This window comes from Vibrio sp. 10N.247.311.49, from assembly GCF_041467655.1.
Classification (GTDB): domain Bacteria; phylum Pseudomonadota; class Gammaproteobacteria; order Enterobacterales; family Vibrionaceae; genus Vibrio; species Vibrio crassostreae_C.
In genome coordinates this window covers 79,136-104,423 of the sequence record NZ_JBFSVA010000006.1, presented here as the reverse complement: position 1 = coordinate 104,423, position 25,288 = coordinate 79,136, and the positions used below count along the sequence as shown (strand labels likewise).

General features: G+C 40.9%; 17 protein-coding genes. 6 read left to right on the top strand and 11 right to left on the bottom strand.

The window, feature by feature from the left end; all coding sequences use genetic code 11:
• Positions 1-137: 137 nt before the first annotated feature.
• From AB6E54_RS08550 to AB6E54_RS08535, 4 genes are all read right to left on the bottom strand, one after another.
• Positions 138-2,018: a RimK/LysX family protein gene (locus tag AB6E54_RS08550; RefSeq protein ID WP_102333734.1), complete on the bottom strand. Its 1,881-nt coding sequence runs from the start codon at positions 2,016-2,018 to the stop codon at positions 138-140.
• 306 nt (positions 2,019-2,324) lie between these two features.
• Positions 2,325-3,134, bottom strand: a complete 810-nt coding sequence (locus AB6E54_RS08545) for a M15 family metallopeptidase (RefSeq protein WP_372168849.1) — start codon at positions 3,132-3,134, stop codon at positions 2,325-2,327.
• A gap of 98 nt (positions 3,135-3,232) precedes the next feature.
• Positions 3,233-3,961, bottom strand: coding sequence for a DUF429 domain-containing protein (locus tag AB6E54_RS08540; RefSeq protein ID WP_372168848.1), 729 nt, complete (start codon positions 3,959-3,961; stop codon positions 3,233-3,235).
• 45 nt (positions 3,962-4,006) lie between these two features.
• A complete protein-coding gene (locus AB6E54_RS08535) occupies positions 4,007-4,801 on the bottom strand; it encodes a YeeE/YedE thiosulfate transporter family protein (RefSeq protein WP_372168856.1) in 795 nt (264 codons plus the stop codon).
• A gap of 187 nt (positions 4,802-4,988) precedes the next feature.
• Between AB6E54_RS08535 and AB6E54_RS08530 the strand changes: the two genes are divergently transcribed.
• Both AB6E54_RS08530 and AB6E54_RS08525 read left to right on the top strand, forming a co-directional pair.
• Positions 4,989-5,516, top strand: a complete 528-nt coding sequence (locus tag AB6E54_RS08530) for a hypothetical protein (protein WP_372100201.1) — start codon at positions 4,989-4,991, stop codon at positions 5,514-5,516.
• A 26-nt stretch (positions 5,517-5,542) separates the two neighbouring features.
• Complete coding sequence (locus AB6E54_RS08525) at positions 5,543-7,585, top strand: DNA phosphorothioation-associated putative methyltransferase (protein ID WP_372168846.1); 2,043 nt, start codon at positions 5,543-5,545, stop codon at positions 7,583-7,585.
• Here the strand turns inward: AB6E54_RS08525 and AB6E54_RS08520 are convergent.
• Together AB6E54_RS08520 and dndA are read right to left on the bottom strand one after the other, a co-directional pair.
• Complete coding sequence (locus AB6E54_RS08520) at positions 7,572-8,378, bottom strand: restriction endonuclease (RefSeq protein WP_372168844.1); 807 nt, start codon at positions 8,376-8,378, stop codon at positions 7,572-7,574. The genes AB6E54_RS08525 and AB6E54_RS08520 overlap by 14 nt on opposite strands.
• 5 nt (positions 8,379-8,383) lie before the next feature.
• The gene (dndA, locus tag AB6E54_RS08515; protein ID WP_372168842.1) at positions 8,384-9,508 is read right to left on the bottom strand and encodes a cysteine desulfurase DndA; all 1,125 of its coding nucleotides are present in this window, start codon (positions 9,506-9,508) and stop codon (positions 8,384-8,386) included.
• A 114-nt stretch (positions 9,509-9,622) separates the two neighbouring features.
• Here dndA and dndB point away from each other — a divergent pair, with 114 nt between their 5' ends.
• From dndB to dndE, 4 genes are read left to right on the top strand one after another with little or no spacing between them, the layout of a single operon-like run.
• Positions 9,623-10,717, top strand: coding sequence for a DNA sulfur modification protein DndB (gene dndB, locus AB6E54_RS08510; protein ID WP_372168841.1), 1,095 nt, complete (start codon positions 9,623-9,625; stop codon positions 10,715-10,717).
• Positions 10,718-10,737: 20 nt separating this feature from the next.
• On the top strand, positions 10,738-12,702 hold the full coding sequence (gene dndC, locus AB6E54_RS08505) for a DNA phosphorothioation system sulfurtransferase DndC (protein ID WP_372168840.1): 1,965 nt from the start codon (positions 10,738-10,740) through the stop codon (positions 12,700-12,702).
• Entirely contained in the window at positions 12,699-14,669 is a 1,971-nt protein-coding gene (gene dndD, locus AB6E54_RS08500; protein WP_372168838.1) for a DNA sulfur modification protein DndD, read from the top strand. Before dndC ends, dndD begins: the two co-directional genes overlap by 4 nt.
• Entirely contained in the window at positions 14,666-15,034 is a 369-nt protein-coding gene (dndE, locus tag AB6E54_RS08495; protein ID WP_102269950.1) for a DNA sulfur modification protein DndE, read from the top strand. Before dndD ends, dndE begins: the two co-directional genes overlap by 4 nt.
• Positions 15,035-15,141: 107 nt before the next feature.
• Here dndE and AB6E54_RS08490 read toward each other — a convergent pair whose 3' ends face one another.
• The 5 genes from AB6E54_RS08490 to dptG form a co-directional block, all read right to left on the bottom strand.
• Positions 15,142-17,343, bottom strand: a complete 2,202-nt coding sequence (locus AB6E54_RS08490) for a hypothetical protein (protein ID WP_372168836.1) — start codon at positions 17,341-17,343, stop codon at positions 15,142-15,144.
• Positions 17,343-18,053 (bottom strand): hypothetical protein, encoded by a 711-nt coding sequence (locus tag AB6E54_RS08485; RefSeq protein WP_372168835.1) that lies wholly within the window; start codon positions 18,051-18,053, stop codon positions 17,343-17,345. The genes AB6E54_RS08490 and AB6E54_RS08485 overlap by 1 nt, the downstream gene beginning before the upstream one ends.
• 1 nt (position 18,054) lies before the next feature.
• Positions 18,055-18,777, bottom strand: coding sequence for a hypothetical protein (locus AB6E54_RS08480; protein WP_372168834.1), 723 nt, complete (start codon positions 18,775-18,777; stop codon positions 18,055-18,057).
• Positions 18,778-18,881: 104 nt separating this feature from the next.
• Positions 18,882-23,966, bottom strand: coding sequence for a DNA phosphorothioation-dependent restriction protein DptH (dptH, locus tag AB6E54_RS08475; RefSeq protein ID WP_372168832.1), 5,085 nt, complete (start codon positions 23,964-23,966; stop codon positions 18,882-18,884).
• The gene (gene dptG / locus AB6E54_RS08470) at positions 23,947-25,287 is read right to left on the bottom strand and encodes a DNA phosphorothioation-dependent restriction protein DptG (RefSeq protein ID WP_372168830.1); all 1,341 of its coding nucleotides are present in this window, start codon (positions 25,285-25,287) and stop codon (positions 23,947-23,949) included. The genes dptH and dptG overlap by 20 nt, the downstream gene beginning before the upstream one ends.
• Position 25,288: the final 1 nt, after the last annotated feature.

Here is a 25,288-nt window from a genome sequence, read left to right as displayed (position 1 = left end):
GGAGCCGTTTTTTTTAACTTGTTCACAAGGCATTGATGGTTAGCCGTTTAGGCTCTCAATAAAAAGCCACACATCCCATTAATGAAATGTGTGGCTGTTTAGATCTGTTCTGCTACGAACTTAGATAAGTTTAGGGGTTACTCCATATCACCTAACAAGTAATCTTCATCGCTGCTCACTACTGCGCCGTGCTTCAAGAAGTTCTTACCTAGGATCATGCTGTATTCGAAGCGAGAACGGTCTTGAAGGTTTACCCTCACCTCTTTCTCTAGGTCTCCGAGCTTAACCTTCATTTCTACCACAGGGCGAATGTTCACCTTCTCGCCTTTCTTGGCTTTAATGCGCATTACATCAATCACTGGCTTGGTGAAATCTTGCTTATCGCCTTGGTTGTTTTGATAGGTAAAGCTCACCATGTCTTGGCCATCTTTCTTAAATCGTTTGATGTTGACTGCGTTCATTGAGCTTACATCGGCACCTGTGTCGAGCTTGGCCGGGAACTTCATGCCGTTCACTTCTACTACTTCAATATGCCCAACTTTAAACAGTGGTTCGGCTTTCAGAAGGTAATCAGAACGCGTATTAACGTAAACGCCTTCTTTTGCCATCTTCTTACCTAAAATAAAGTACGCTTCTTTCTCATTTGTATTAAGCACATCGATGGCAAACTCTTGCGTACGCACTTTTCCAGACACCGCAAACTCACCACTTACAACCGGACGAGTATCATCACCGACTTTAAGCTTCTTAATAATTGGCTTGGTCACCTTCTGCTTCTCACCATTTACATCCGTAAGATAAAATTCAACGGAAGCATCTTTGCCTTTACCTGTCATTTCAAAACTGTCGACCTTCAGCAAAGGTGTATTGACAGTGAAAGAAGCCACGGCCTTAAGCGGGAAGTTATCAATCGTAATGTCCTCTTCCGGAGAGATAATCATAGGCTCACCAGACTCAGCCACATCACTAAAGTTCTCTGAACCTTCGGATAAAATATTCTCAGCACTGGTATCAATCATGAAGAGTTCGCTGGCTGTGTTGGTTCCAAATCTCAACTGCGATTCACTACTCGAGCGCTCACGTAGGTACACCAGAACGTCTTTAGTCGTGTTTTCATCGAGTTGAACAGGCACATACACCAAAGGTCTCTTCTTACCGCTCACGCTTAACATACGAACCAACGGCAATGTCATCTCTTTTTGCTTGCCGTCGTTATCGAACATATCAAACGTCACTTCACTGTTCTTCTTATCTATATCGATGTCTTTTGCATGAAGGATGCTGTAGCGATTTTTTAATGAGAAGGTCGCGTTCATCGCCATTCCAGAGATAGACACCACCTCTTTTCGGCCAACAACGGTCGCGTTCTCTTGCTCTTGTAAATAGTCATAACCTGCAAACACCAGCGCGTTATCCGCAAGGAAGGTTTTACCAATCAGCACTGGCGCAGAGAAGTGGCTTCTGTCGGTCAGGTTAACGTCGGTTTTTAGCTCTTGGTCTGCAATGGTGAGCGACATTTTTACGGTAGGGCGATGCAAAGGCGTGCTGCTGGTGCGGCTGCGTATCATGCTGACACGCTCTAAAGGCGCTTCGATTAATACCATGTCTCCCGTCCGCGGGTTTTGAACCTTAAAAGACACCACAGCCTCATATTTCGCAAAGGTAGTGCCATCCCAATCATTGTAATCAACATCGGAATTGTTCAACAGGTCTTCGGTTAACGCCGCCATCAACTCTTGGTCTTTGAGATTTTGGTAATCGGGATTAGAGCTCTTCACATGAATGTCTTCAGCATGCATAGAAGTGGTTTCCGCACCGGTATCAATTTTACCAATGAAAGGAACGTCTTTTAGCCCTTGAACGCTAGATAGGTACACGTTCTCAGTGCGGCCTAATACTGCTTTACCATCGAGTTCGTAAGTGGGATTTTGAGTGGTAGGTGAAGTGTCAGTAGCCAAAGTGTATTGTGAAAAAAGTAGAGTGCTTAAAAGAGTTAGAGCCAAAGGTATCTTTTTCATTAGTTGGTCCGTTGTGATCAGTTCACTAATAATACTGGCGTTTCCGCGAAGAGTTCCCCCACCAGCAATGGTTCTCACATAACGTTAACGCTATGAGTTTTTCAATGACAAACCGATGACTTTGCGCTGCATTCGCTTATCGATTATTGACTAATGGATACCCAATAACCTTTTTCAATACTCGGTGTTCTATTGAAGAAATGAATACAAAAAAGGCCAACGACGAGCGCTGACCTTAGCGATTCAAAACACACCTGAAGCGAGTTTAACTTGCTAAAACACAAACGGTTCTAGATAAACATAGCACTAAAAAGTCCCGACTGTTTTCTTTGCACAGATAGCTCGAGCTTTTTCTGCGTCCTCACCTTTATTTTTGAGATAGCACTGTCGATAAGATTCGACGTAGCGCTCAAATAACACCTCGGCTTCAGGTTGTGGTTTAGAGAGCAGTTGGTTAACAAACTTTCTTGAGCCGACCTCAAAATGCTGAGTATCAATTGGGGAATTCCAATCCCCTCCCCAGATCATAAATCCGTGATGGGCAAACAGCTCCACAACATCTTCTGCCATGCCGCTGCGTTCTATTTCATTACGCGCACGAAAACGAGTACGGTTCACATAACTTGTCGCAGATTGTGAAGGCTTTACCGTGATTCTTCCGTTGCTATCAAACTCTAAGAAAGGGTTTTGAACTGGGTTGATGTCGATTGCCACACCATAGGCATGTTTCGACCAACCTCCTCCGCCTGTAATAGGACGAGCGTTAAAGGCGCTGCTGTTGTTCGCATCCATTGAGGCGCTATCATCACCTCTGAATTCACGCATTAGGCGAGCGGAATGAAGAGGAAAATTGCGCTGTTTGAGCTCTGAAAAGATTTGTTCAACAGCAGGCGCAATAACATCAAGCACGATCATATTGCCCTGTTGCGTTTCCCCTTTGAAACTAATGAAATCGAAATCCACTTTGGATAGTCGCTCACAACCAACGGGCGCACCACTACTCAAGACATTGTTCTTTTTCATCATGTCGCATTGCCATTGAGATATAGGAGCGACTTGGGCATAACTCACTGCACTGAGCACAGTGGCCAGACAGCCGACAATAAAACGTTTCATATCAAAAACTCAAAAATAGTAAGAGTGAAAAGTAGCAGAGTTGGAAAATAACATAAGTTGGAAAATAGCATATTAAGCCAAGTTGAGCGCACGCTTTGTTAGCGTGTTTTGTTCCAGTAAACAATCTCTCTAACTCGTCCGTTCTGATCCTTGTCAGCTTCTCCACCAACATCAGAAAGTTCAGGTAAGGTCGATAATTGCGGAGCGTAATAGGCAACTAACATAAGTACGAACGCATCGTAAATATCGTCTATCGCGGCGTCTTTACGTTTGGTATTTGAAATAGCCAACGACAAGCGGTCACACCATTGAGGGGATAGCTGCTGAATAATAGAAAGCCGTTCCTCTTTGCCTTCTTGCGTTCGTTTTGAAAACGTCAGCGGTTCGTCTTTCAATGCTGCAAACACCACTTCAGGATGTGATTCCCTGATAGAAAGATTGGGATGAGTTTCAATGAGCTCATCAAGCTCGCGAATCTTGGGCACAATTCCCCAAGTCTGTTTAGAAAACTTCTTATCAAGCTGCTCCACATTGGCACTGCACGCCGCAATGTAATCGGTTTGGTAAACCGCCTCACGACACGGAACCGGAAACACCGAAGAACCACGTTTGCTGGTTAGAAAACGCCTTGCTGCTTTGTCACACAAGCGATCTGGAGTTTGTGCATCACTAAAACCAATCGGCATATCGATTAACGTCGTCGAACCTGCAAGTTCATCGACTAACTCATCGAGCGTGTTTACCACTTTGAACGTAGGTAGATCATTGCCAGAGACAATCCAAGCGATCCACCCCGCCTTGCAGCCATCAATTCCGATGTATTTCATTATGTTCTCAAATTGCAAACTTACACTAGCTTGTACTGTCGCTAACTATCGGCTTTGAATCAACTTAACTCCGGTATATATGCCAACAATGATACTCAACACAGAACAAACGCCAGCCAGAGAAAGTACAGGCATCGCCACTAACAGTTGAGTATCGTTTCCTCCACCAGCCATCACAGCACCAAGCCCCATAAGCACACCCGCAACCAAATGTTTACCCAATCGACGTATAGGGCTTAACCTCAGTGAAAACGACCCAGTAAATAACGCGGCGCTAACCATTCCAGCTAACAGCGAGATCATCAAGATAAAACGCTCGCTGCTTGGCCAATCTTCAGCTTTACCGTGCCAAAGAGAAGTCCCCATAGATTTCAACAACCCACTTGGCGTCCAGTGTGGCTCATAAAGGAATACAAAGCCTGCCGTTAACCCAATCCCCAGCATTGATAACCATAACTTACGATTTACCGCATTCATGAAATAACAACTCACCACAATTGTGAACGAGATACTTCCAAGGAATACGTATCTAGAAAAGTCGGACAGTACCAACCTAGCTCCTTTCAACTCCGAAGGCAAAACTGGAGCAAACACCAACCAAGCAACAAACCAACCGAATATAGTCGCCAACATAACCACTTCGCCGCGAGCTAACCTACTCACTGTAGAAACCCCACAACCACTGTTGATTGCCGCGCCAATACCAAACAGAAAGCCACCAAGCAGTGAGAACAAACTCGGCCAAAAAGCTATGGACAACTGGCGCCCCTCAACCACTGAACCTAACCCCATAGAGACCCAAGCCAGCGAACCACTAAACACAATCGCGATGATGAACATCGGTGACCCATTTGTCGCCTCTTTCACTCCTCTAACCATACAAAGGCCCGTAGTTTGGGCAAGATACCCCAACAAGAAGATGCAGAGTAAAGCGAGAATGAACAGCATACATAACCCCCGAATTGCATTGATTTTGCTGCTGTCGTTCGTTAAATATAGTAGCAACCTAGAACCCTAAGGACAGAATATGCACCACAAGCTTATTGATTGGCATAAGTCTAGACATCCTAATTACTTAGGAGACAACAAGGTTAATAAACTTTCTGCCACTGAGCTTCAGTGTTTAGCGGTTCAAATTTTACAACCTATCGAACGCTCACTAGGAGAAATAACGGTGACCTATGGTTATACAAGTCATCCTCTTTTGAGGTGGATATTAAAAAATAGCCCTGGAGATATGGCGCCCGATATTGACCAACATGCCTCTATGGAACTCAACTCCCGGGATAGTCGTATCTGTAAGCGCAGCGGGGCTGCGTGTGATATTTATGTTGAAGGGTATGAGCAACGTATGGATGAGGTCGCTCGATTTATCTGTAAGCATTTAGAGTTCGACCGACTCTATTTTTATGGCAAAGATAAACCTTTGCATATTAGCGTTGGGGCTGATAATTCAAAATACGCCCTTATCCGACAACGCCGAAGTGATGGGCTTCGCGTAAACACAAAAAGTGCAAAAGGCAGCGCCACACAGGCATTGTTTGATGATTTATAATCTTCAAAAACACCTAAGGAATAGGAATGAACGAAGAGCTATTTGCTGAACTTACCTCTCAAATAAAAGTTGGAAAACAACTTCCCGATGCCATTTATCTTCATAAAGACGCATTCAGCGCATTGCCTAAAGTATTAACACAGTTCATTCCCGCCGTAGCAAAAGCCGTTAACTTAGATGAAGAAGACTGGAACCTCGTTAAGCTGTTTAAAAAAGAGTTCCGTTTATCTCTTCTTCATTACCCTGATTTTTATACTGATTCCTATCCCGCATTAGAACAAAGCCTCAATGTCGACCTCTCTAAGCTAAGCCACAAAATTACAGGCTATCGCGAATCTGAAAACCCGCCGATCTTACATCGAAAAGAAACCATGGTTTTGCCAACAAGTGAATATTACGAACACTTCGTTTCACTCACACAAGAAGGCGAGAATGCAGGCCTGTACGAAAACAGCCGTTTGATTGGTTTTAAACGTTCTTGGGAAAACCTAATAGCACGCCATGGTTACGAGCTTGTCGATGGTCGATTATTCCGATGCTCCTCTGTGACAACGCAAGAAGAGGCTGGGATTGATAGGCACAGAACGGCCATCGTGCGCCATGAACTCTCTGCACCAATGAAGACTCTCGTTAAACATGGTTACTTAAAAGGCGAGCACTCAATTTTCGATTACGGCTGCGGCCGCGGAGACGATTTAAGGGAGCTTGAAGCACATGGCCTCGACGCTCTGGGTTGGGATCCGAACTTTCAACCCGACAACGACAAATCCAATTCTGATATCGTAAACATAGGGTTTGTTCTTAACGTAATAGAAGATCAAGATGAAAGACTCGATGCCCTACTAGGCGCATGGGAGCTAGCAGATAAATTTCTGGTGGTTTCTGTCATGCTGGCTAACGAAAACTACATTGCTCAGTTCAAACCTTATAAGGATGGGGTGATTACCTCTCGTAACACCTTCCAAAAATACTACGCGCAATCAGAGATCAAAGCGTACATAGAGAGAAACCTACAGGAAGACGCCATTACCGTCGCGCCTGGTATTTTCTATATATTCAAAGACAAATTGGAAGAACAACAGTACCTTCAGAGTAAATACAAACGCCACCATAAATGGCAGCAACTGACTTCGCCAGAGCCTATTGAAGCCAAAGACAAAGCCAAACTGCTTATTACCCAGCATCAAGACTTGTTCAACAGCTTTTGGAATACATGCTTAGAACTCGGCCGTATTCCTGCCAACGATGAATTTGAACAATCTGACAAAATTCGAGAGTTAATAGGCTCACACAGAAAAACCTTTAACTTACTGCAAGAGATGTTTGATACCAAAGAGTTTGAACAAGCAGAAAAGAGCCGAAAAGAAGATCTTCTCCTCTATTTTACTATGGGACTGTTTGAGAAAAGAAAACCCTATACGCAGCAACCAGAACCCCTTAAGCGCGACATCAAAGCCTTGTTTGATGATTACAAAACCGCGATCAACCTGGCTGCAGAATTACTGTTCGCGATTGCAGACACCGACTTAATCCAACAGCAGTGCCAGAAAGCACACAGCCAACTGCCAGCAAGCCTGCTCAACGAAGGACATTCACTGATCCTACATCGAGACTTTATCGACGACTTACCACTACTGCTGCGAGTCTACGTTGGTGCAGGGTTGCAAATGTATGGCGAACTGGATGAAGAAATAGACCTAATTAAAATTCATATCACATCCGGGAAACTCACCCTCACCGCCTATGATGACTTTGAAAAATCAGTTCCTTTCTTAGTCGAACGCATAAAAATCAAGATGGCTGAGCAAGATATCGACTTCTTCGATTACGTCAATGAAGAGCGCAGGCCGCCATTGCTGAATAAACACCTCTACATGCCAGCCGAACACGAGAACTACAAGAAACAACAGAGCTTCGACAAACGATTGGCGAAGCTCATGGAGTTTGAAGCAAGTGAGGAAACACAGATGATGAGAACAGAATTTGAAGTGCTTTTAGAGAAGGAACATAAAGAAATTAAAGGGTTTACTTTAAGAACTGAGACCAAGTTGACTATCAGCCAAAGATGAGGTCAGCATCAAAGTCATAAACCTCTACCTGCTGCTTCTGAATACCAATACATTTATCAATCATAATTTCTGCAAGTTGCTCCCCATCAATTAAAATTATAGGTACACAGCCGGGTTTAAATGAAATATCCATGGCTTCTTTCGTGAAGCTACTGGTCGTAATGAAAATCCCCTGCTCAAACTCACCAGTAATATCACCTCGAAATTGCGAAACATCCGGTCGGCCAACCTTATTATTTTCAGCATAGCGCTTACATTGAGCAGCAACTCCCATTTCAGCAATACCAATCTTCAGAGCCCCTTTAACATCAATACCACCATCACGGCTATTTGATGTAACAGCCATGTTCTTAAAGCCATAGCAAGTCAAAAAGTGCTCACTAAACTCTTCAAATTGATAAGGAGTCAAAGATCTTAAGTATGTAAGTATCTCAGCTTTGCATTTCTCCTTCTGCTGTGTCGCCAGATCCAGAATTTGTTCAATGGTAGAATCAGCCAGCACCGCTTCCGGAGAAGGCTCTCTAACTTCATAGCTAGATAGATACTCAATACGATACTCCGCAAGTAATTCGTAAGAACCATCGGAATGTTTGTAGAAAAAACGATCTTTGTGCATCTGTGAAATGCTTTTATTTGAACAATGTCGATCTAAGGTTACTCTCAAAGCCGACAAAGGAGTCTTTGAACCAAATGTATAGAAGTTGTTCTCAACGATAGTCTCGTAGATAGCATCGACTTTTGACGGTTTGCCAACAATGTTTAAAGCACTGACCGCAGCTTCATAAATTTTCATTTAACTCACAGATATTGTTTGATTTTTTCTACTATTGCCGTCAATGGTAACTCTTTTGTTTGATAACACCAAGACATACGGATCGCACTATCAATACGCTCTTCATCTAACCCCATAGCAGTTAAAACGTGACTCGGTGTATAGCTTGACGAAGTGCAAGCGGAGCCATTGGAAACAGCAGCAATTCCCTTTAAAGCTACCATTGCAGCTTCTGAGTTAACCTCAGGAATAGAGAAATTAAGGACATGTGGCGCAGTATTGTAACCGTTAACCTTAATACCAATTTCAGAAAGGCTACTCAGAGCTTCATCTTTTAATTTTTGGCAATGTTTAGACCAAGCTTCAGAGTACCTATTAGATATAGAACATGCCTCACCGAGTCCCGCAATCAATGCCACAGGTAATGTTCCTGGTCTTAAGCCACGCTCCTGACCACCACCAAACATCAAAGGTTTTAGAGGGACTTTTTTATAGCCTCGACGTTTAACAATAAGAGCTCCAATACCTTTCGGACCATACAACTTATGACCACTTACACTAATCATATCTACACGGCTATGATTTAGAGACTCGCTGTATTTACCAAAACCTTGAGCTGCATCCACGTGGAAGTATGCTGTATGATTTTCTAAAACATCACAGTAACCGGGTATATCCTGAATTGAACCGGTTTCATTATTAACGTGCATGATACTTACTAAACAAGTGTCATCTCTCAATGCATCTGCTAATGACTCTTTCGATATCAACCCAGATTCATCACAACCTAAATAAGTAACCTCAAACCCTTCAGCTTCTAACGCCTCAATAGGTTCTAAAACTGCCTTATGTTCAATATTGGTGGTTATAATGTGTTTCTTATCCTGGCTATTAGCCCATGATTTCAGGCCCAAAATAGCGATATTATTGCTTTCCGTTGCACCACTAGTAAAAACAACTTCATTCTTCTCTGCACCTACTACATCAGCGACCTGTTTCCTGGCTAATTCAGTGGCTTGCTTTGCTCTCACACCAAATTCATGAGTCCTGCTTCCCGCATTTCCATGCTCTTCAAACATGTATTTACTAACAATTTCAGCGACTTCTGGCGCCATTGGAGTAGTTGCATTGCAATCTAGGTATGTAGTCATTGGAAAGCCTTTACAAATGGGGAGACATTGGAATGTTAGTAGCGTATAGTACACGCCATTGTTCGTACGAACAAATTCAATTGTTCGTAAAAACACCAATAAATAGATAAAGATATGACTGATGTAATTTCGGGAACTTCATTCCCAGCCATAAAAGGCATACAAGCAGATACTGAATTCTACACGGTGATGTGCCCTCTCAAAAGACTTAAAAGAATATTTACGTTTGATGAAAGTACACTTCCAGTCAATGAACGTGCTCAACGAATCTTAAACCCGGATCGTATCCCTGAGATAAGCAACTATATCTTAGAGAATAGAGACAGTTATGTTTTTTCAGCTTTAACCGCTTGTATTGATGGCGAAACAGGCTTCACTCCTATAGGTAAAGGCAAACACCAGCAAAAAATTGGGACTTTGACTATCGATGACGATGCTGAAGTTTACATTACGGATGGCCAACATCGTAACGCAGCGATCCAAGAAGCTTTGAAACAAGACCCATCGCTTGGCGAAGAAAACATCTCCGTTGTATTTTTTGTCGGCAAATCCTTACCAGAACGACAGAAGATCTTCAAAGATCTTAATTTATACCCAGTAAAAACAGACAGTTCTTTAAGTATCACTTACGACGGAAAACCAGATGCACTCCTGTCCAAAAATGTTGTTTTCGAAAGTAAAGCGCTTTCCAAGTTAATACATATGGAGAATAGCAATCTAGGGAAGCGTTCGAAAAAGTTAGTCAGCCACAGCGCTTTAAACAAAGCGACCAAAGAACTCTTCGATGTAATCAATGAAAATACATACCAAGAACAAACCGCAATAGCTCGTGAGTTTTGGGAGCATTTAGTTGACATTATTCCGGCTTGGACATTGGTTTACAAAGAGCAAGTCTCAGGTGGTGAAGTTAGAGAGGAGTCTATCCATGCATATTCTGTTACCTTTCAAGCATTAGGTATTGTGGGTAATTGGCTACTGAACAACGACCCTTCTTGGAAAAAAACCACTAAAGCGCTCAAAGACATTGATTGGTCACGAAGCAATAAAAAAGACTGGGAAGGACGATGTGTTGTTAATGGTGCTATGAGGAACTCTTCAGTTGCCATGAAACTGACAGCAAATAGGATCAAGCACTATCTTTCAATACCTTTGAATACGAAAGAAAAAGCTGAAGAAACCAAATTCAACCAAGCAAAACAGAACAAGTAAGCCTACGGGTAAATCAAATTATGACAGTAAATACTCAACAAGCACGTTACTCAGCATTTAACGACCTTGGTTTCAAAGAAACAATCCAACGCTTAGTTGCTAAAACAAAAGAACTCTATCAAAAAGATGATATTCCTTGGGTGATAGGTTATAGCGGTGGTAAAGACTCAACAGCCATACTTCAAATTGTTTGGAATGCCGTAGCCGAACTAAAAGAAGAGGGTAAAGCAAGCAAACCAGTCCATGTCATCAGCACTGACACCTTGGTTGAAAACCCGATCGTTGCTCTTTGGGTTGATCGCTCACTGAAACAAATGCAGAAAGCAGTAGATGAGCAAGACCTACCAATTTTACCACATCGCTTAACCCCGAAAACTGAAGATAGGTTTTGGGTTAATTTAATTGGCAAAGGCTACCCTGCACCACGCTACAAATTTCGTTGGTGTACAGACAGACTTAAGATAAGCCCTTCAAACACATTTATTCAAAATGTCGTTAAAAAGAATGGTGAAGCAATCTTAGTATTAGGCACTCGCAAGCACGAAAGTACAGTTCGCTCAGCAAGCATGGCAAACATTGAAAATCGTTCCGACAATACTCGTAAAGAAGATGGGTTGAACGTAAATACACAGCTCGACCGTGTATGGGTTTATACACCTGTAGAAGATTGGACCAATGATGATGTTTGGTCCTTTCTAACACAGCAGAAAAACCCATGGGGTTATAGAAATTCTGATTTATTGGGAATGTATCAGGGCGCTACTGATGGTGGCGAGTGTCCTCTTGTAGTAGACAAATCAACTCCAAGCTGTGGTGATAGCCGTTTCGGTTGTTACGTATGTACTATGGTCGGAGAAGATAAGTCTATGGCAGCAATGATTGCTAATGACGAAGAAAAAGAGTGGATGCTACCACTACTTGCTCTGCGCAATGAAATAGACATCAATGACTCTAACAAAAATGCTAAAGCCAATAAAATTGCACGAGATAAACACAATCGTGATTTCAGAAGAATGAATGGTAGCCTTACCGTTCATATCAGTATGAAAGAGTTTAGTGAACAAAAAGATCTTGCTGATAGTGAAGATATGTTTGAGCTACTAGCTCAATACGAAGACAACACCGATTTTAAATACGAGAATCTGCCTGCTGATATTGTTCGTGGTCCTTATAAGCAGGCATTCAGAGAGTCGATGCTTCGTAAAGTTTTACAAGCTCAATTGGAAGTTAGAGAGTGTGGACCTGCGGATGTTGAAAACCTAGAGCTTCTAACTCTTGATGATTTAGAAGAGATTCGTCGTATTTGGGTTGATGAAAAAAATGAAGCGGAAGACAGCGTTCCTTTAATCTATCAAGAAGTCACTGGTGAAAAGTACCAGGGTGCGCCTAGAGCTTACAGCCCTGTTGTTAACCACAACATTCTAAGTAAATTAAAAGCATTTTGTTCGCAACATAATGATCCTGATGAGCTTAAATACCAGCAACTCAGAACTCTACTTTCTATCGAAGATCGATATAAGCACCAATTGCGCAGAGCTAAAATTTCAGATGACTTAGAGTCTGCTATCGACAAGGGTGCATTTGAGAGTATCGACCATGCTCGCCGCTTTGCGTTAGACAAGGTAAAAAATGAAGCCCTCGTAAAACTGAACCGTCTTCAAACAGTTGGAAACGAACATGAGTTCCTAAATAACCTAGCTTCAAACCTTCAAATTTTGGATTCAAAGAAAGAGCTAAGTAAAGTAAAGAAATACAAAGCTTATTATGCGGAGATTACTTCAGACAACTATCAACCTGATGAATCCTTTACACTCGAAACTAAATTGGTAAACGGCCTCACTAAATTATACGAATACTACATCCATCAGATCGATAAGTCTTTCGCTCTATTAGATCGCAAAGCTCAAGAAAACCTAGAAATGAATAATCGTAATGACAAACTTCTGTCTGCCGACAACTTAATTGCAAAGGGAGACAAATCGTGATTTTTGAACAAGTAAAGCTGCATAACTTTGGAATCTATCAAGGGGAGCACACTGTAGACCTTGATGTAACAGACCATACAAAACCTGTTGTCTTATTTGGGGGGCTAAATGGTGGAGGAAAAACTACGTTTTTAGACTCTCTCCAGCTTGCTCTATACGGAAAAAACGCGAAATGTTCCAACCGCGGTAAGTTGTCATACAGCGATTATTTAAAGCAAGCAATCAACAGATACAGCGAAAACAAATTTGCCTCTGTCACTCTGTCTTTCCGCCATACCCAAAGAACCCAGACCAAGCGATATGAAGTCATTCGTTCTTGGAAAAATAGCTCAAACAAAGACATTACGGACAAAGTTCAAGTTCTAGTTAACGGACAGCTTGATAACCTATTAACGGATAATTGGAACGACTTCGTGTCCGAGTTCATTCCTCAAAGCATGTCAGAGCTATTCTTTTTTGACGGCGAAAAAATTGAAGATTTAGCAGATCCAGTTCGCTCAGCACAACTGCTAAAAACAGGTATTGAAGCACTGCTTGGGTTAGAGCTCTTCACTCAATTATCTAAAGACCTGCATAGTCAAAAGCGTCGTCGTCAAGAGCGTAATCTAGACAGCTCTACGGCTAAAAAAGTTGATGAGCTGAAACAAAGAAAAGAACTTCTAGATAACAACCTTTTGAATATCGAAGATAATGTTCAGAAGATTCTAGATGATGAGAATGCTCTAGCTGACCAGTTAAAAGACATCGAGATCCAAATGCAGACCTCAGGTGCAACTTTGTTAGACGAAGTTAATGACATTCAACTCGACCGAAAAGCGGTATCTTCCAAGTTAGAGGCTATTGATCACAACCTCATCAAACTGGCCGCTGGTGCGATGCCATTAACTGTTGCGCACAAATTACTAAAAGAAACAAAAGAACAAGCCTTAATAGAAGCTGAAGTTGTTGGGTTTGATAATGCACAGAAACATATCAAGACCAATAATGACGAGCTCATTAAACGTTTAAAAGCTTCAGCAACTGATGATATAGCGGAGCAAGTAAACAAACTGCTGAACACAATATGGCAAGAGTCTAAAGCAGATTTAAACCAAGAAAAGTACCTAGACGTTAACCCTGTAATATTTGACTTCGCTGCAAACACGATAGAGTCAGATAAAACGGAAAGTGAAGAACTATTAAAGCAAAAAAGTGAACAACAAGAGACACTAGCTCTACTAGATAAAAAGCTAGATGCTGTTCCTGATTCTGAGTCTGTTAAAGATCAAATTGAGGCAAAAAGCCGAATAGAAGCATCTATCGCCCATTCTAAAACAGCACTAGACTCCCTAATGGAAGAGATGGCTCTATGTAAAACTCAAATCAATGAGAATGAAGCTCGTCTAGATGCAACTTTGATTCAGAAAAATGCTGAGGATTTTGAAGGTAAACGAAACGAGCAAGTCGCAGAGCATCTAATTGAAATGAGAGGCATTGTTGACGAATTCAAGGCACAACTGGTTAAAGATAACATTGCAACGTTAGAAAAACGCATTAAAAGTAAGTTCGCTTCACTAGAGAGAAAATCTGAACTGGTTGCAAAGGTGAGTATTAACCCTCAAACGTTCAATTTGACCCTTTTAGGCTTGGATGGTTTAGCTCTGGATACTAAACGCCTTTCAGCTGGCGAGCGCCAGCTATTGTCAGTAGCTATCCTTTGGGCACTAGCGGAAGCTTCAGGAAAGGAAATTCCAACAATCATTGATACTCCTATGGGGCGACTAGATGGTAAACATAGAACAAAGCTAGTTGAGAACTATTTCCCAGAAGCAGCCGGCCAAGTCATTCTTCTATCAACCGACGAAGAGATCGCTGGACAGTACTACAAAAAACTAAAACCTTCAGTAGCTAAGGAATATCACATTAGCTATGAGGAGACAGCTAAAACATCAACTATTACAGAAGGCTACTTTGGAGAGTCAGCATGAGCATTGAAACCGTTCGCTTATCAGAGAAAGCCAAAGGGCAATTAATCACAGTAAAGAAATATACTAAGATTGATAACTGGAACGTACTTTGTCGTTGGGCATTAATGCTTTCCTTGAAAGAGGAAAGTATCCCACCACATGAAGATATCGTCACTAATAGTAATGTTGAAATGACATGGAAAGTATTTGGTGGTGAGTTTTCAGAAATCTATTTAGCTATGTTGCGCCAGAGAATAAAGACCGACTTTGGGGAAATAGATGAAGATGAGCTTAATTACCACTTTAAGCTTCACCTTCATAGAGGTATTTCTTACCTTTTAAATAGTTCAAAAGACATCAATCAACTAATCAACCTGGCCTTTTAAGGCCAGGTAATTTCAATATCTAAACAAGTAACAAGTATCTTTACAACAAATCAATTACAAAAATTTATCGGATGAAATTTTTTAATTCATCTCAATAAATAGTACAGTTACTTGCTGTCAAATTGTAATTCAACTTGTTCTAAATCATCCACACCATCTGCTTCATCTGCTTCATCTGCTTCATCTGCTTCATCTGCATAAAATGATAGCTCGAACCAAGCTTCAAAATCACTTTTATTCAAATTGAAATACTTACTTAGCGCTTTTTGTAAATGTTCTTTAGCTTTATTTAATGCATCCAATTCTAAATCAGAACGTTGATTTTTCCATTGAGATAATGACACATTGCTTTTAATTAAGTTACTTTCATTTCTAATTAAGTAATTTAGATAAAAGCACCTTGCACTTGTGGCAAGTTCATTAACCTTCGAGTAGTCGAGACAGCTAGTATCATCATCTATGCTTGATAAAAGTAACTCAAGCCAGAAGTACCTAAAATAGCCTGAATCTGGCGAGTCCATACCCTTAATACGATTTATAGGGTGATCTATATCTCTCAGCAAAAACAACTTCAACTTCCCATTACTAGCCTGCAACTTGCTATTCATTAATTTAATAACATTATCAACAAAACTAGGAATCTCTTTACCTTTGATACCATGACTTCTAACCAATGTTGACAACATCAAGAACAAGCCAACAAAGTTCGCATATGTATTAAATATTTCATAAAAAGATCTAGATTTTTCCAAGCATTCTTTATTACTTTTACCTAAGTAATTATTTGCAAGCAAAATATAAAAGTCTTCTTTTTTACTATCAATGGCATCCCATGCTTTTGATGTATCGTCTATGCCTTTTTTGCCATTTTCTTTCCAATGGTCATAGCTATCTTTAAGAGTCCAATACATTCCCTGACCTTTGCTAATCGCTTCTTTTGCCAGTGAAGAATGAACTTCATAAGTATTCCAACTCTCTAATAGTTCATTGAGCGCTCTAGAATGAGCCTGGAAAGGGAGAAAATTTTCAAATACAGTAATGATCGCTTTTCCCCAAGATTCATTGTATTTTTCAACAAACTCATTAAGTTTGTTTTTTGGAAAATAATCTTTCTTAATGTTATCTCTTTCAAAAACTAACCCTTCAAACTCTACTTGGCGAGGAAACCAGCTTTCCAGTTGAAGTGTTTCTCCCATGAATTGATTTTTATCAGTCCAATTCGGCTTACCACCGATTTTAGAGTCCACAGAGTCAATAAACTTTGATGGGCCAAAGACGGTTCTAACTACTGCAGCTCTTAACATTTCAATATTAACTATTGAACTCCACTTAACAGGTCTCGTTGAGTGCGTTTTTTTGTTTGAGCCAGGATAATCATATTCGATAGCGTAAATTGGGAAGCTACAACTTTCATTTCTTATTTCATTTAAAGTTTTTCTCGTAAAAATATTAAGCAAGTCATTGTCAGACAGTAAAATAATCCTACTTTCCGATGGCCGCCTTGCATTTTGATTAACGTCTACAAATAACTTTCTAGCACTATCATGATGATCTATTTTATTTTCATCTTCTTTAAATTTAATTAAACAAACAGGGAACTCAATTTTTTCAATGTTATTTTCAACCCAATCTATACCTCCTAACTTATCTATTATTTTCTTTATTCGACTCTCATAAAAGTATTTATATTTTTCACCACCACTATCTCCCCAAGTATCAGTTATGGTTCTAGCTATAGCTAACATAGCCATTGCCCTATGCTGACCATCAAGCACTACAAGGCGAGCTCCACTCTCGTTCCATTGCAAACGAGACATGTTGAAAGGAGCTTTAGAACCACTTTTTGTAACCAAATTTTGAAACTTGTATGCTGTACCACTAATTTCTCCAGACCAAAAAGCTCCATCGTTCTTTTCTACACCTGTTAGCTCGATATTAGGGAAATTTTCTATCGGTGATTTTTTTTTGAATGGTAATAAAGCTGCAACAATAGGAGGGAAGAATGACGGGCCTTGATGAGCGCGCTCTAGCAAATAAGGAATTAATTCAGTCGCTACCCTATGATCATCTAAATCTCGCTGTAGTAATTGGTCAAAGTCTAATTTATTAAAATCCAATAACTCTCTCACAGGGTAAAGTTGTCTTGTTAGCTTAGCCGAGTCCTCATTCTCCAATAGAGATAGCTTGGCATTAGTCATTATAAATTCAACAGGACCTCCAGAGCTCCAAAACTCGCCTTTTGTACCAATAACGCTATGCTCAAACTTTGTAATCAGGTCATCCAAGCCTTCAAATAAATCATCTGACATTAATTTCTCCCCAAAAATGGTCTATATTTTCTATTTAGAATATACTCAAGTGTTAATGATAAATTATACAAATCATCAACATTATAGTTCGTTATTTTCAGCTGTTCTGAGAACTTGACCAGGTCTAAAGCGTATACATATAATTCAGTTCTTGTGAAACCAGCTCCAAAAGCCCTCTCCGAAAAGTCCGAGCCATTATTAAAAAATCTATCTTTTTCTTTTGAACCTTCCTCATACAAATCGTTTAGCTTATTTTTATGTTCATTAAGTCTGACACTTAAATTATTTGCCTTCCCGATATATAATGGCGATGAAAAAATAGGACCTGACAAATTAAGTACTCTTGACAGTAACTCCCTATTATTATCCTTTGAAATCATAGAGTTAAAACCAGAAGGCTCACTGGCATTATCATTTACTAATTTATCTTCTACAGCTTCGACCCAACTTCCAATATTACGCTCCGTTAAGTCAGACTCCCAACTTAACCCAAAAGAACTCTTTACATTTGCTTGAAGCGAGTTTGGCCTATATCTCTTTAAAAAACTTGATATTATTTCATAAAAATCTTTATCACTTGTTTCCTTCCAGTCAATTTCAGCAATATTAGTTTTGCTGTACCAACAATATATACCTGGATTTTCAGGCAACTTATGAAACTCATTCATTGTATAACGAGTAAAATTATCTATTATAATAGAGTCACTCACTTTAATTACCTTTGATGTATTCAATTACTTTTCTATCTAAACAATACGTTTTTTCGTAATACTCTTTTAATAATTCATGACCGCTTATTTCTGTAAAGCAATCTATAAGTCTGTCTAACTCGGACAATTGAGTCTCTAAGTTATCTAACTGTATTTTATACTCATCTCGTATATCAAACACTTTATCCTTAGTAAGACCGCCCTTATCTACATCTCTATTAATAAAGTAAAAAACTTTTTCTAAGGTAATGTCATTATTTGTTCGATAACTTCTAACTTCAGAGCTTAAGACACTAGAAACTTTATTTTCTATAGAGCCTATTAGCTTGTATATGTCATTTTTCTTTTCATTACTTTCAATACGTTTAATCTGTTCTATTGTTATTTCATTTTGGGACTTAGCAAATGATGCAGTATCCTGTTGAGCAGATACACTTCTTTCTAATTCAGTACGAGTAAGAGATAGCTCCATTTGTTGCATATGAATTGTATAAAGTAAAGCTAAAAAAGAAATGAATGCTAGAATAGGATTTAGAACTCCGCCAAAAAAGTCACCAAATGGCCCCCACTTTTCTGGATCAGGAGATATAGACAATTCTTTAAAGTTATAAATATAAAAACCAACAATAAAAATTATTACTAATGTTGTTAAGATGGAAATATATAAGAGAACTTCTTTATTAACTGAGTGTGCATTTTTCTTGCTATTTTTTGTATTTTCCATGTTTAATCAATCTTTTATCCATTTTCAATAAAGAGAATCTAATGTTACAGACAAAACCCAAAAAAAACACCCATTGGGTGTTTTTTTTGCAATAAATCAGACAGTTAACAACACAACTCCCAAAACGCCTTATCCCGCATCTTTTGAATCTTCTTCGCTCCATCAATGTATAAGCTATAGTGTTTCTCTAGTTTATTGATGGTTTCCATCAGCTTTTCTTGTTCTGCTTTTTCGTTTACACCAAACATGGCTTTTAATTCTTGTGGGCGAATCTTCGCTACGCGATGAATTACCCATGTCAACACGTAGCTTGAGTAGTCATTCTCACCCGTTTGAAAGTGGGTAATGTCTTGTGTCGAAAGGATAACACCCACACCGTATTCACGTCCTTCCTTCAAGATCTTACGTAAGCTTGGGAAGTTCTGAGACATGAAGTTATCGGCTTCATCCACCAAGATCATCTTAGTAATTTGGCGCAAATCACCCTGCACTTCAGGCTTACCCTTCTTCTGCATCTGCGAGTAAAAAAGGTCTAACGTTAGTGCGACTACAAGGTTCTGGATCTCTGATGGGTAACCCGCCAGTTCAACCACCGTAATGCCATCAACTAAGTCATAAAGGCTCATGCACTTAGTGTTGTCGTCTTCAAAGATCTCTAGCTCATATAAGCTCTCAAGTGCCGCATACAGTGAATCTTCATCAGGTTCTGTTTCAATGAACAAGTCCCATACCTGTGAGATTGTCGGCGCTGCTTTTGACCAAGTGTTTGGATCCGCTTTGCGGATACCCGCCAACTCATACGCTTCACCCACCAGCTTACGCAAACGCAGTTGCTGCTTTTGACCTAGGCCGAAGGCTTTACCCATGGTTTCAGAGAAGCCACGTGCGGTGTGCACAGGTAGCATTGGTGTGTCACCAAATAGACTCAGTGGGTTGTATGGCAGTTTGTGAAGGTTAAACTTCTTACCCGCAGTCGCTTGTTGGAACTTATCGTCTACATAATCTGATTTGTAGTCGAAAATAAGCATGCCAATAGGCGCACCGTTTACGTTGTCTGCTTGGTTACGATAAAGCTGAGTGATCACCGACTTGGTAAACTGCGTTTTACCCGTACCCATGGTTCCAATAATACCGGTATTGGTATTCATGAATTTGGCAGTATTCGTTGGCTCCCAGTTCAGTGGTGCTTGTGTTAAAGCATTATGGCCAAACAATACGTTTAAGTTGCTGTTAGACTCAACCTTCATAGGCTCAACGACTGGTGATACTTGCTCTTCAACAAAAGGCTGTTCAGGCTTCACTAATCCTGGAGTTTCAACCTCATCAGATACTACAACTGTTGGCTGTGATTCAGCTTCAGGGAGTTTTTCTAATCGAGTTTCACCATTCAGCACATACTCACTTGGTACATGGCAGAGTTTCACTACATCTAATTCGTTCAACACTTCTTGCAGCGGAGTTTCCACTAAGCCAGGAAGTAGCCCCATCGGCAGGTCGACTTTTAACACCCCTTCAATCATTTGGTAGTCGGGTTGTAAACAGCCAGCCCCTTCAAGGTGGCTAACCACAAAGCCTTCTGGGTAATCTGCAATTTGACCAAGTGAGTAGTCACCTCTTAGCCACTCTTCTTTGTTTGCCAGCAAAGTGTCGAAGTAATCATCAGCAAATACTTTGTATAAGCGATACTTATCAACTTGCATCAAAACTTGGCGCATGAACAAACCACGGTATAACTTGCTCGCTAAGTCTTTGTTGCCAAGTAAGTCTTGGCTTAAGTAACGCAATAGCTCTTTTGATTGTTTAACGGCTTTGTTGTAATTCGGCACCGAACCCGTTTTCACTTCGACAGGTAGCAGGTACATGTCTTGGTCTTTGAAACCAACCAGCAACACATCGTCAGAAATTTCGCCTTTCTTGTAACCTTGAACATTACGAGAGAATTCACTGTCAGACATCTTCAGGCCAATGTTGCCCGATACGCGAATCATCTCGGCAACGGACAGAGGCACCCATGTAATGTCTGAATCATGCACTAGGCTAGTCACAAACTTGTAGGCACCAATCACGCCTTTGCGCTCTTTATTGATGGTTGGCGCGCAAGTCATCATTTTCAACAGCCAATCACCGTTGAACGCGTTGAACTCATTGATTTGGCCACCATCACCTTGCTTGATGACTTTCTCAAACAAACCGCGCTGTGCAGTAACAGTGATTGCATCGTAGCTAGAAGAGCTGGTGTACTGATCTGAATAGTGAATCAATACTACATCTTCATTGCTGTGGAAGAAGTCCAACGTCACTTTCGGATCAATGATAGTCGTCCAGATAGAACTCTCGTACGAACGCTCCAGTAAGCCTTTAAAGTCCTCACTGACTGCTAAGGCAACTGCATTTGCACCGTGATATTGAGTGTTCGGTTTGAGTGCTGGCTTCAATAGAGCACCAACATACTTCGCCATCATTAAGTGTGGGTAGTCTTGGTAATCCGTTCCTTTCAAGCCAAAACCCGTAAAGTACGAGCCAGATTTACTTTCAGAAGCATCACCCGTTAGTAGGCCGTCACAAGCTATGCCTGATGCCATATCTTCAATCGCAATGTCTGAACAATCGACCTTGTCGTTATTACGGAAAAAGGAAAGATGCGCATAAGACTGGCCATCTTTTTCGGCTTGGGCATTAGTGAACTTGCTGTAAGTTAGGCGCGTGCGAAGAATGTCGATAATAGTATCGGCAACTTCACGAACTTTACCCTTGTTCAGCTCTAACCACTCTTTCAATTCATCGTAATTGGCTGTTTCTGCGAATCGGTCAAACGCATTAAACGCTAACTTGTCGTCATACAGATTAATATGAATCGACGCAGCCTGATCTTGGTTACTGCGGACATAATCCACCAGCCCCATAAATAACTCTTCAGCGCTGTCTTGGTTCACCGCATTAACGATAATGCTCTTCTCAGAGCCAGTGAACAATTGGCTGAATGCCGTTTGGAACTCGTCGATTTTCTCTTTTACTAACTTGCGAACGAACGTAAGAGAGCTTTTCTCTTGTGGCACACTCTTGATCCAGAACGCATTCTCTTTCACCTGTTGGTTATAAGAAAACTCATGTTTTGGGTGGTAAACATATGGCAGTAAACCTTTTGGCGACAAGCGTTCAAAAGTGACATCAGGAAGCTGAGCAAAGCTCTTATCATCACGAATCGCACCTCTTAGATTGAGGTAATAAGCCAAAATCAGCGGGTGGAAAGGTGAGTAGTACTCTTCATCTTCAGATTGTACCAAACCGATTTTCAGCGCTGATTTTTGCTCTTTGGTCAGCATGCTACCCGTTGGGATCGCTTCAAAATACGCTAAGCAAGCATCAACTGTATTTTGGACAAGTGTTGTAAACTCATCGCCCCAAGATGCTAATGAAGGCGTACTGCGGCGTTGTTCTAGGTAATCAAAAAGCTCAACGTAAGAAGAGTGAATAGCCTCATCAATCGCTTGCAGGTCATCGAGCTTAATCGCACCCGAATCAGCAATAGAAACAACTTTTTGGTTGATGAATTCTTCTTCCCAACGAAGCAGCTTTAAACGAACACCTGGTACAACGAACTCACTATTATCGATACCCACTTTGCCTTTTTGAGAATAAAATTCGCCGTTATATTCATCTTTGAAAAGCTTGTGGTAACGACCTCTATTAATCAATAAAGGTAAGCTCAATGAATCGGTGGCTACTGCACCTTCCACATTAAACTTAAGCTGGTTATCGCCAGATTTTACTGCAAAATCTATTTCGTCAGCTTCATTAGCTAAGGCTTCAAAATCCACTACGGCGTAATCTGCTGCATCAACAACCTGCTTAGCATCAAGCAGTGAACATGCGCTGCCTTCATTAGCTCTAATTTGCAGTTTGTTCTCTTCCATGTTCAAGGTTAAGCGCTGCTTCGCTGGTGCAGGCTCTACCAAGAAGATGTTTTTGAATGGCTCAATATAGAACTCGCCTTTACGAACCACTAAACAACGGAAGTTATAAACCTCAGATTTGTTCTCACGCTTTAGAGCTAAGTTAAAAAACAGTGGCTCATGCTTATACGTACCTTTCAAGCTAGCTCGTGTCGTTTTAAAACTGTTACGTGTTTCAATTACTTCTTCGTTATTAAGCGCTTTAGCTGGCTGAATTTTGAATTGGCTTTTATCGAGATTACTCGCACCTTGGAAGATCAGCTTCAGTTCAAACTCATTTACATCTTCATCTAACTCGATGATTAAGTGGCGGTCACGCATACCCGCTTTGGTCTCTGCACGGTTACGAGCCGTGATGGTAATACCGTCGCTAGCCTGCTCTTCTTCGAGAACTAGCTGCTGCTGAGCATTGCGCTTTTTCTCTTGTAGGAATGCTTCGAGCTCAACATCTTTCCATGCATCCGTTTCTGAAAAGTTCTCTTTAATAAATTTCTCGCCAAATGATTTCAAGCGGTCTTGAAGCTGACCACCAAAGTGTTCAACTTCAAAAGAGAGCTCTTCGTAAAGTGCACGGTTATCTTCTAGGCGTTTTTTAATTTGCTTAGGATTGCCGCTCATTTCAGCTACGAGCGGATCTTCAAACATGCCTAATTCATTGAAGCGCAAGTCACCGTCTTCAACGGCTTTATATAGAGACTCGAAACCAAACATGGTTGCGCCATCTTCTAAAATGGCATCGAATTGGTCATCAAGCAGACAATTTGACACATCGCGCCCTTTGTCTTGCTGATCGATTAACCCTTTCATTGCCGCTTTGATCTTTGATGCGCTCCAAACCTGTCCCACTTGAGCCAGGTCTTCTGCAGAGTTGATCAAGGTATCAAGCAAGCTGTTATGGATCACAACTAGAGCGCAACCTTTTAAGTAGCCAGATTGGCTCGCCACTTCATCACGTAGATGAGAGATGTAGTTTTCAGTAAAGCCCTCGAATTCCGCTGGGTTTTCGCTATGAATCACAGGTACGATTTTGCAGCCTGAAAGTTCAATGAATGGCAACTTGATATCGTTAGTCGCATCAATGCTGTTTTCAGAATGAGCCGTCATCGCCTGATACAAGCGCATGCTATTTTCATTATCTGGCGACTTAAACTGATAACGGAAACCTGCCTTGATGTGTGTTTCAGCATCCGCTAAAAACTGCTCTACTAGAAAGGTCTCAAATTGTTTTACGGACATAAACTGCGTCTCCACTATCACTCATGCGCTCTACGTTACCAATGCGCTCATAGAATTTAATTAGTTCTTGTTCTGTTTGTTTATCAACGAAAATGCCACGTTGCTCAAAGGCTGTGATCAGTTCGTGGAAACGGAGTTTGTCCTTTTCTCCAACAACAAGGTTGGTCAATAAGATGATGTAGTCTTGGTTGAGCACTAATACTCGACCGCTGCGACCTCGACTTTGAATAAAGTGAGACGCTAAGTACTTCTCGACTTCTGACACATACTTCTTGTTGATATTGAAACGTTCGCCGACGCTAAACTGTGCGGATGCGAGCTTCATTATGTTACCGAGCCAGTCGAGTGCCAGTTCTGATTCATCTAGAGCCGTGTCTAGATTACGCTGTGACTTAAACGCTCTGGCAAACTTTTCTAGTTGTTCTTTTAGGTGCGTCGACTTCGACTCTTGAATGCCCTTCGATATTTCCCACAGGGGTACTTTTATCGCGTTCTTATCTCCAACACCCGGCTGAAGTAGCTCAAGCATCGTCAGCATAGGGAATAGTCGAGTGGCTGACTCATTAAACAACTTATAGCCATGATTCTTAATATGAGTACGCTCATTACTGGCACGCTCATGATCCATAATGAAATAGAGAGGCTTAGCCACTGGCTCTTGACCACTACGCCAATCTGTTAGCGCTAGACTCAACTGCGCAGAGTATGCAAAACCATAAAAAGACAGGAACGACTCTATTTCACTAAGCAGATACTTAGGGCGACTTGCCAAGAATTTCAGATCGTCACGGAATGCTTTCGAAAGATAAGGTAGGTATGGTTTCTCACTCGCTTGCAATGACGAGTCAGACTTCATTTTTCCACGAAGCGTAGAAAGCATTTCACGTTCAATAAAGTTTAATTTGGCATCAAACTCTTCTACACGCATGTTCTGAAGTAAATTGGTGTACATAGAAGCAACACGTGAATCACCTGCTGCAAATTCACCTTTTTGAGCACGGAACAGAAGGAGTTCAGGGCTCACAGTAAAGATGTCTTTGTTTTCAAAATACATCTCTTTTAGCACTTGCCAAAACTCTTCTTCACCAAGCTTTTCTTCAAACGCACTTTGGCAATCGGCCACAAACTGTTCGTAGCTATAACCTTCTACTTTTTTACGCAGAAGCCCACGCAAAACTAAACCGATGACCGCATCAAAATCAAAGTCATTACCCTTGGTTCGAATAGGTAAATAGCTGCTTAGGCTGTTTTTATTCGGCACGCCTTCCGCAGTTTGTGGCAACGATTGATTAAATGGTTGGGTGTAATTATCCATTGTCATT

Coding starts and splice junctions, on each gene's coding strand:
- AB6E54_RS08550 (WP_102333734.1), bottom strand. CDS start 2,018: ATGAAAAAGATACCTTTGGCTCTAACTCTTTTAAGCACTCTACTTTTT.
- AB6E54_RS08545 (WP_372168849.1), bottom strand. CDS start 3,134: ATGAAACGTTTTATTGTCGGCTGTCTGGCCACTGTGCTCAGTGCAGTG.
- AB6E54_RS08540 (WP_372168848.1), bottom strand. CDS start 3,961: ATGAAATACATCGGAATTGATGGCTGCAAGGCGGGGTGGATCGCTTGG.
- AB6E54_RS08535 (WP_372168856.1), bottom strand. CDS start 4,801: ATGTTCATCATCGCGATTGTGTTTAGTGGTTCGCTGGCTTGGGTCTCT.
- AB6E54_RS08530 (WP_372100201.1), top strand. CDS start 4,989: ATGCACCACAAGCTTATTGATTGGCATAAGTCTAGACATCCTAATTAC.
- AB6E54_RS08525 (WP_372168846.1), top strand. CDS start 5,543: ATGAACGAAGAGCTATTTGCTGAACTTACCTCTCAAATAAAAGTTGGA.
- AB6E54_RS08520 (WP_372168844.1), bottom strand. CDS start 8,378: ATGAAAATTTATGAAGCTGCGGTCAGTGCTTTAAACATTGTTGGCAAA.
- dndA (WP_372168842.1), bottom strand. CDS start 9,508: ATGACTACATACCTAGATTGCAATGCAACTACTCCAATGGCGCCAGAA.
- dndB (WP_372168841.1), top strand. CDS start 9,623: ATGACTGATGTAATTTCGGGAACTTCATTCCCAGCCATAAAAGGCATA.
- dndC (WP_372168840.1), top strand. CDS start 10,738: ATGACAGTAAATACTCAACAAGCACGTTACTCAGCATTTAACGACCTT.
- dndE (WP_102269950.1), top strand. CDS start 14,666: ATGAGCATTGAAACCGTTCGCTTATCAGAGAAAGCCAAAGGGCAATTA.
- AB6E54_RS08490 (WP_372168836.1), bottom strand. CDS start 17,343: ATGTCAGATGATTTATTTGAAGGCTTGGATGACCTGATTACAAAGTTT.
- AB6E54_RS08480 (WP_372168834.1), bottom strand. CDS start 18,777: ATGGAAAATACAAAAAATAGCAAGAAAAATGCACACTCAGTTAATAAA.
- dptH (WP_372168832.1), bottom strand. CDS start 23,966: ATGTCCGTAAAACAATTTGAGACCTTTCTAGTAGAGCAGTTTTTAGCG.
- dptG (WP_372168830.1), bottom strand. CDS start 25,287: ATGACAATGGATAATTACACCCAACCATTTAATCAATCGTTGCCACAA.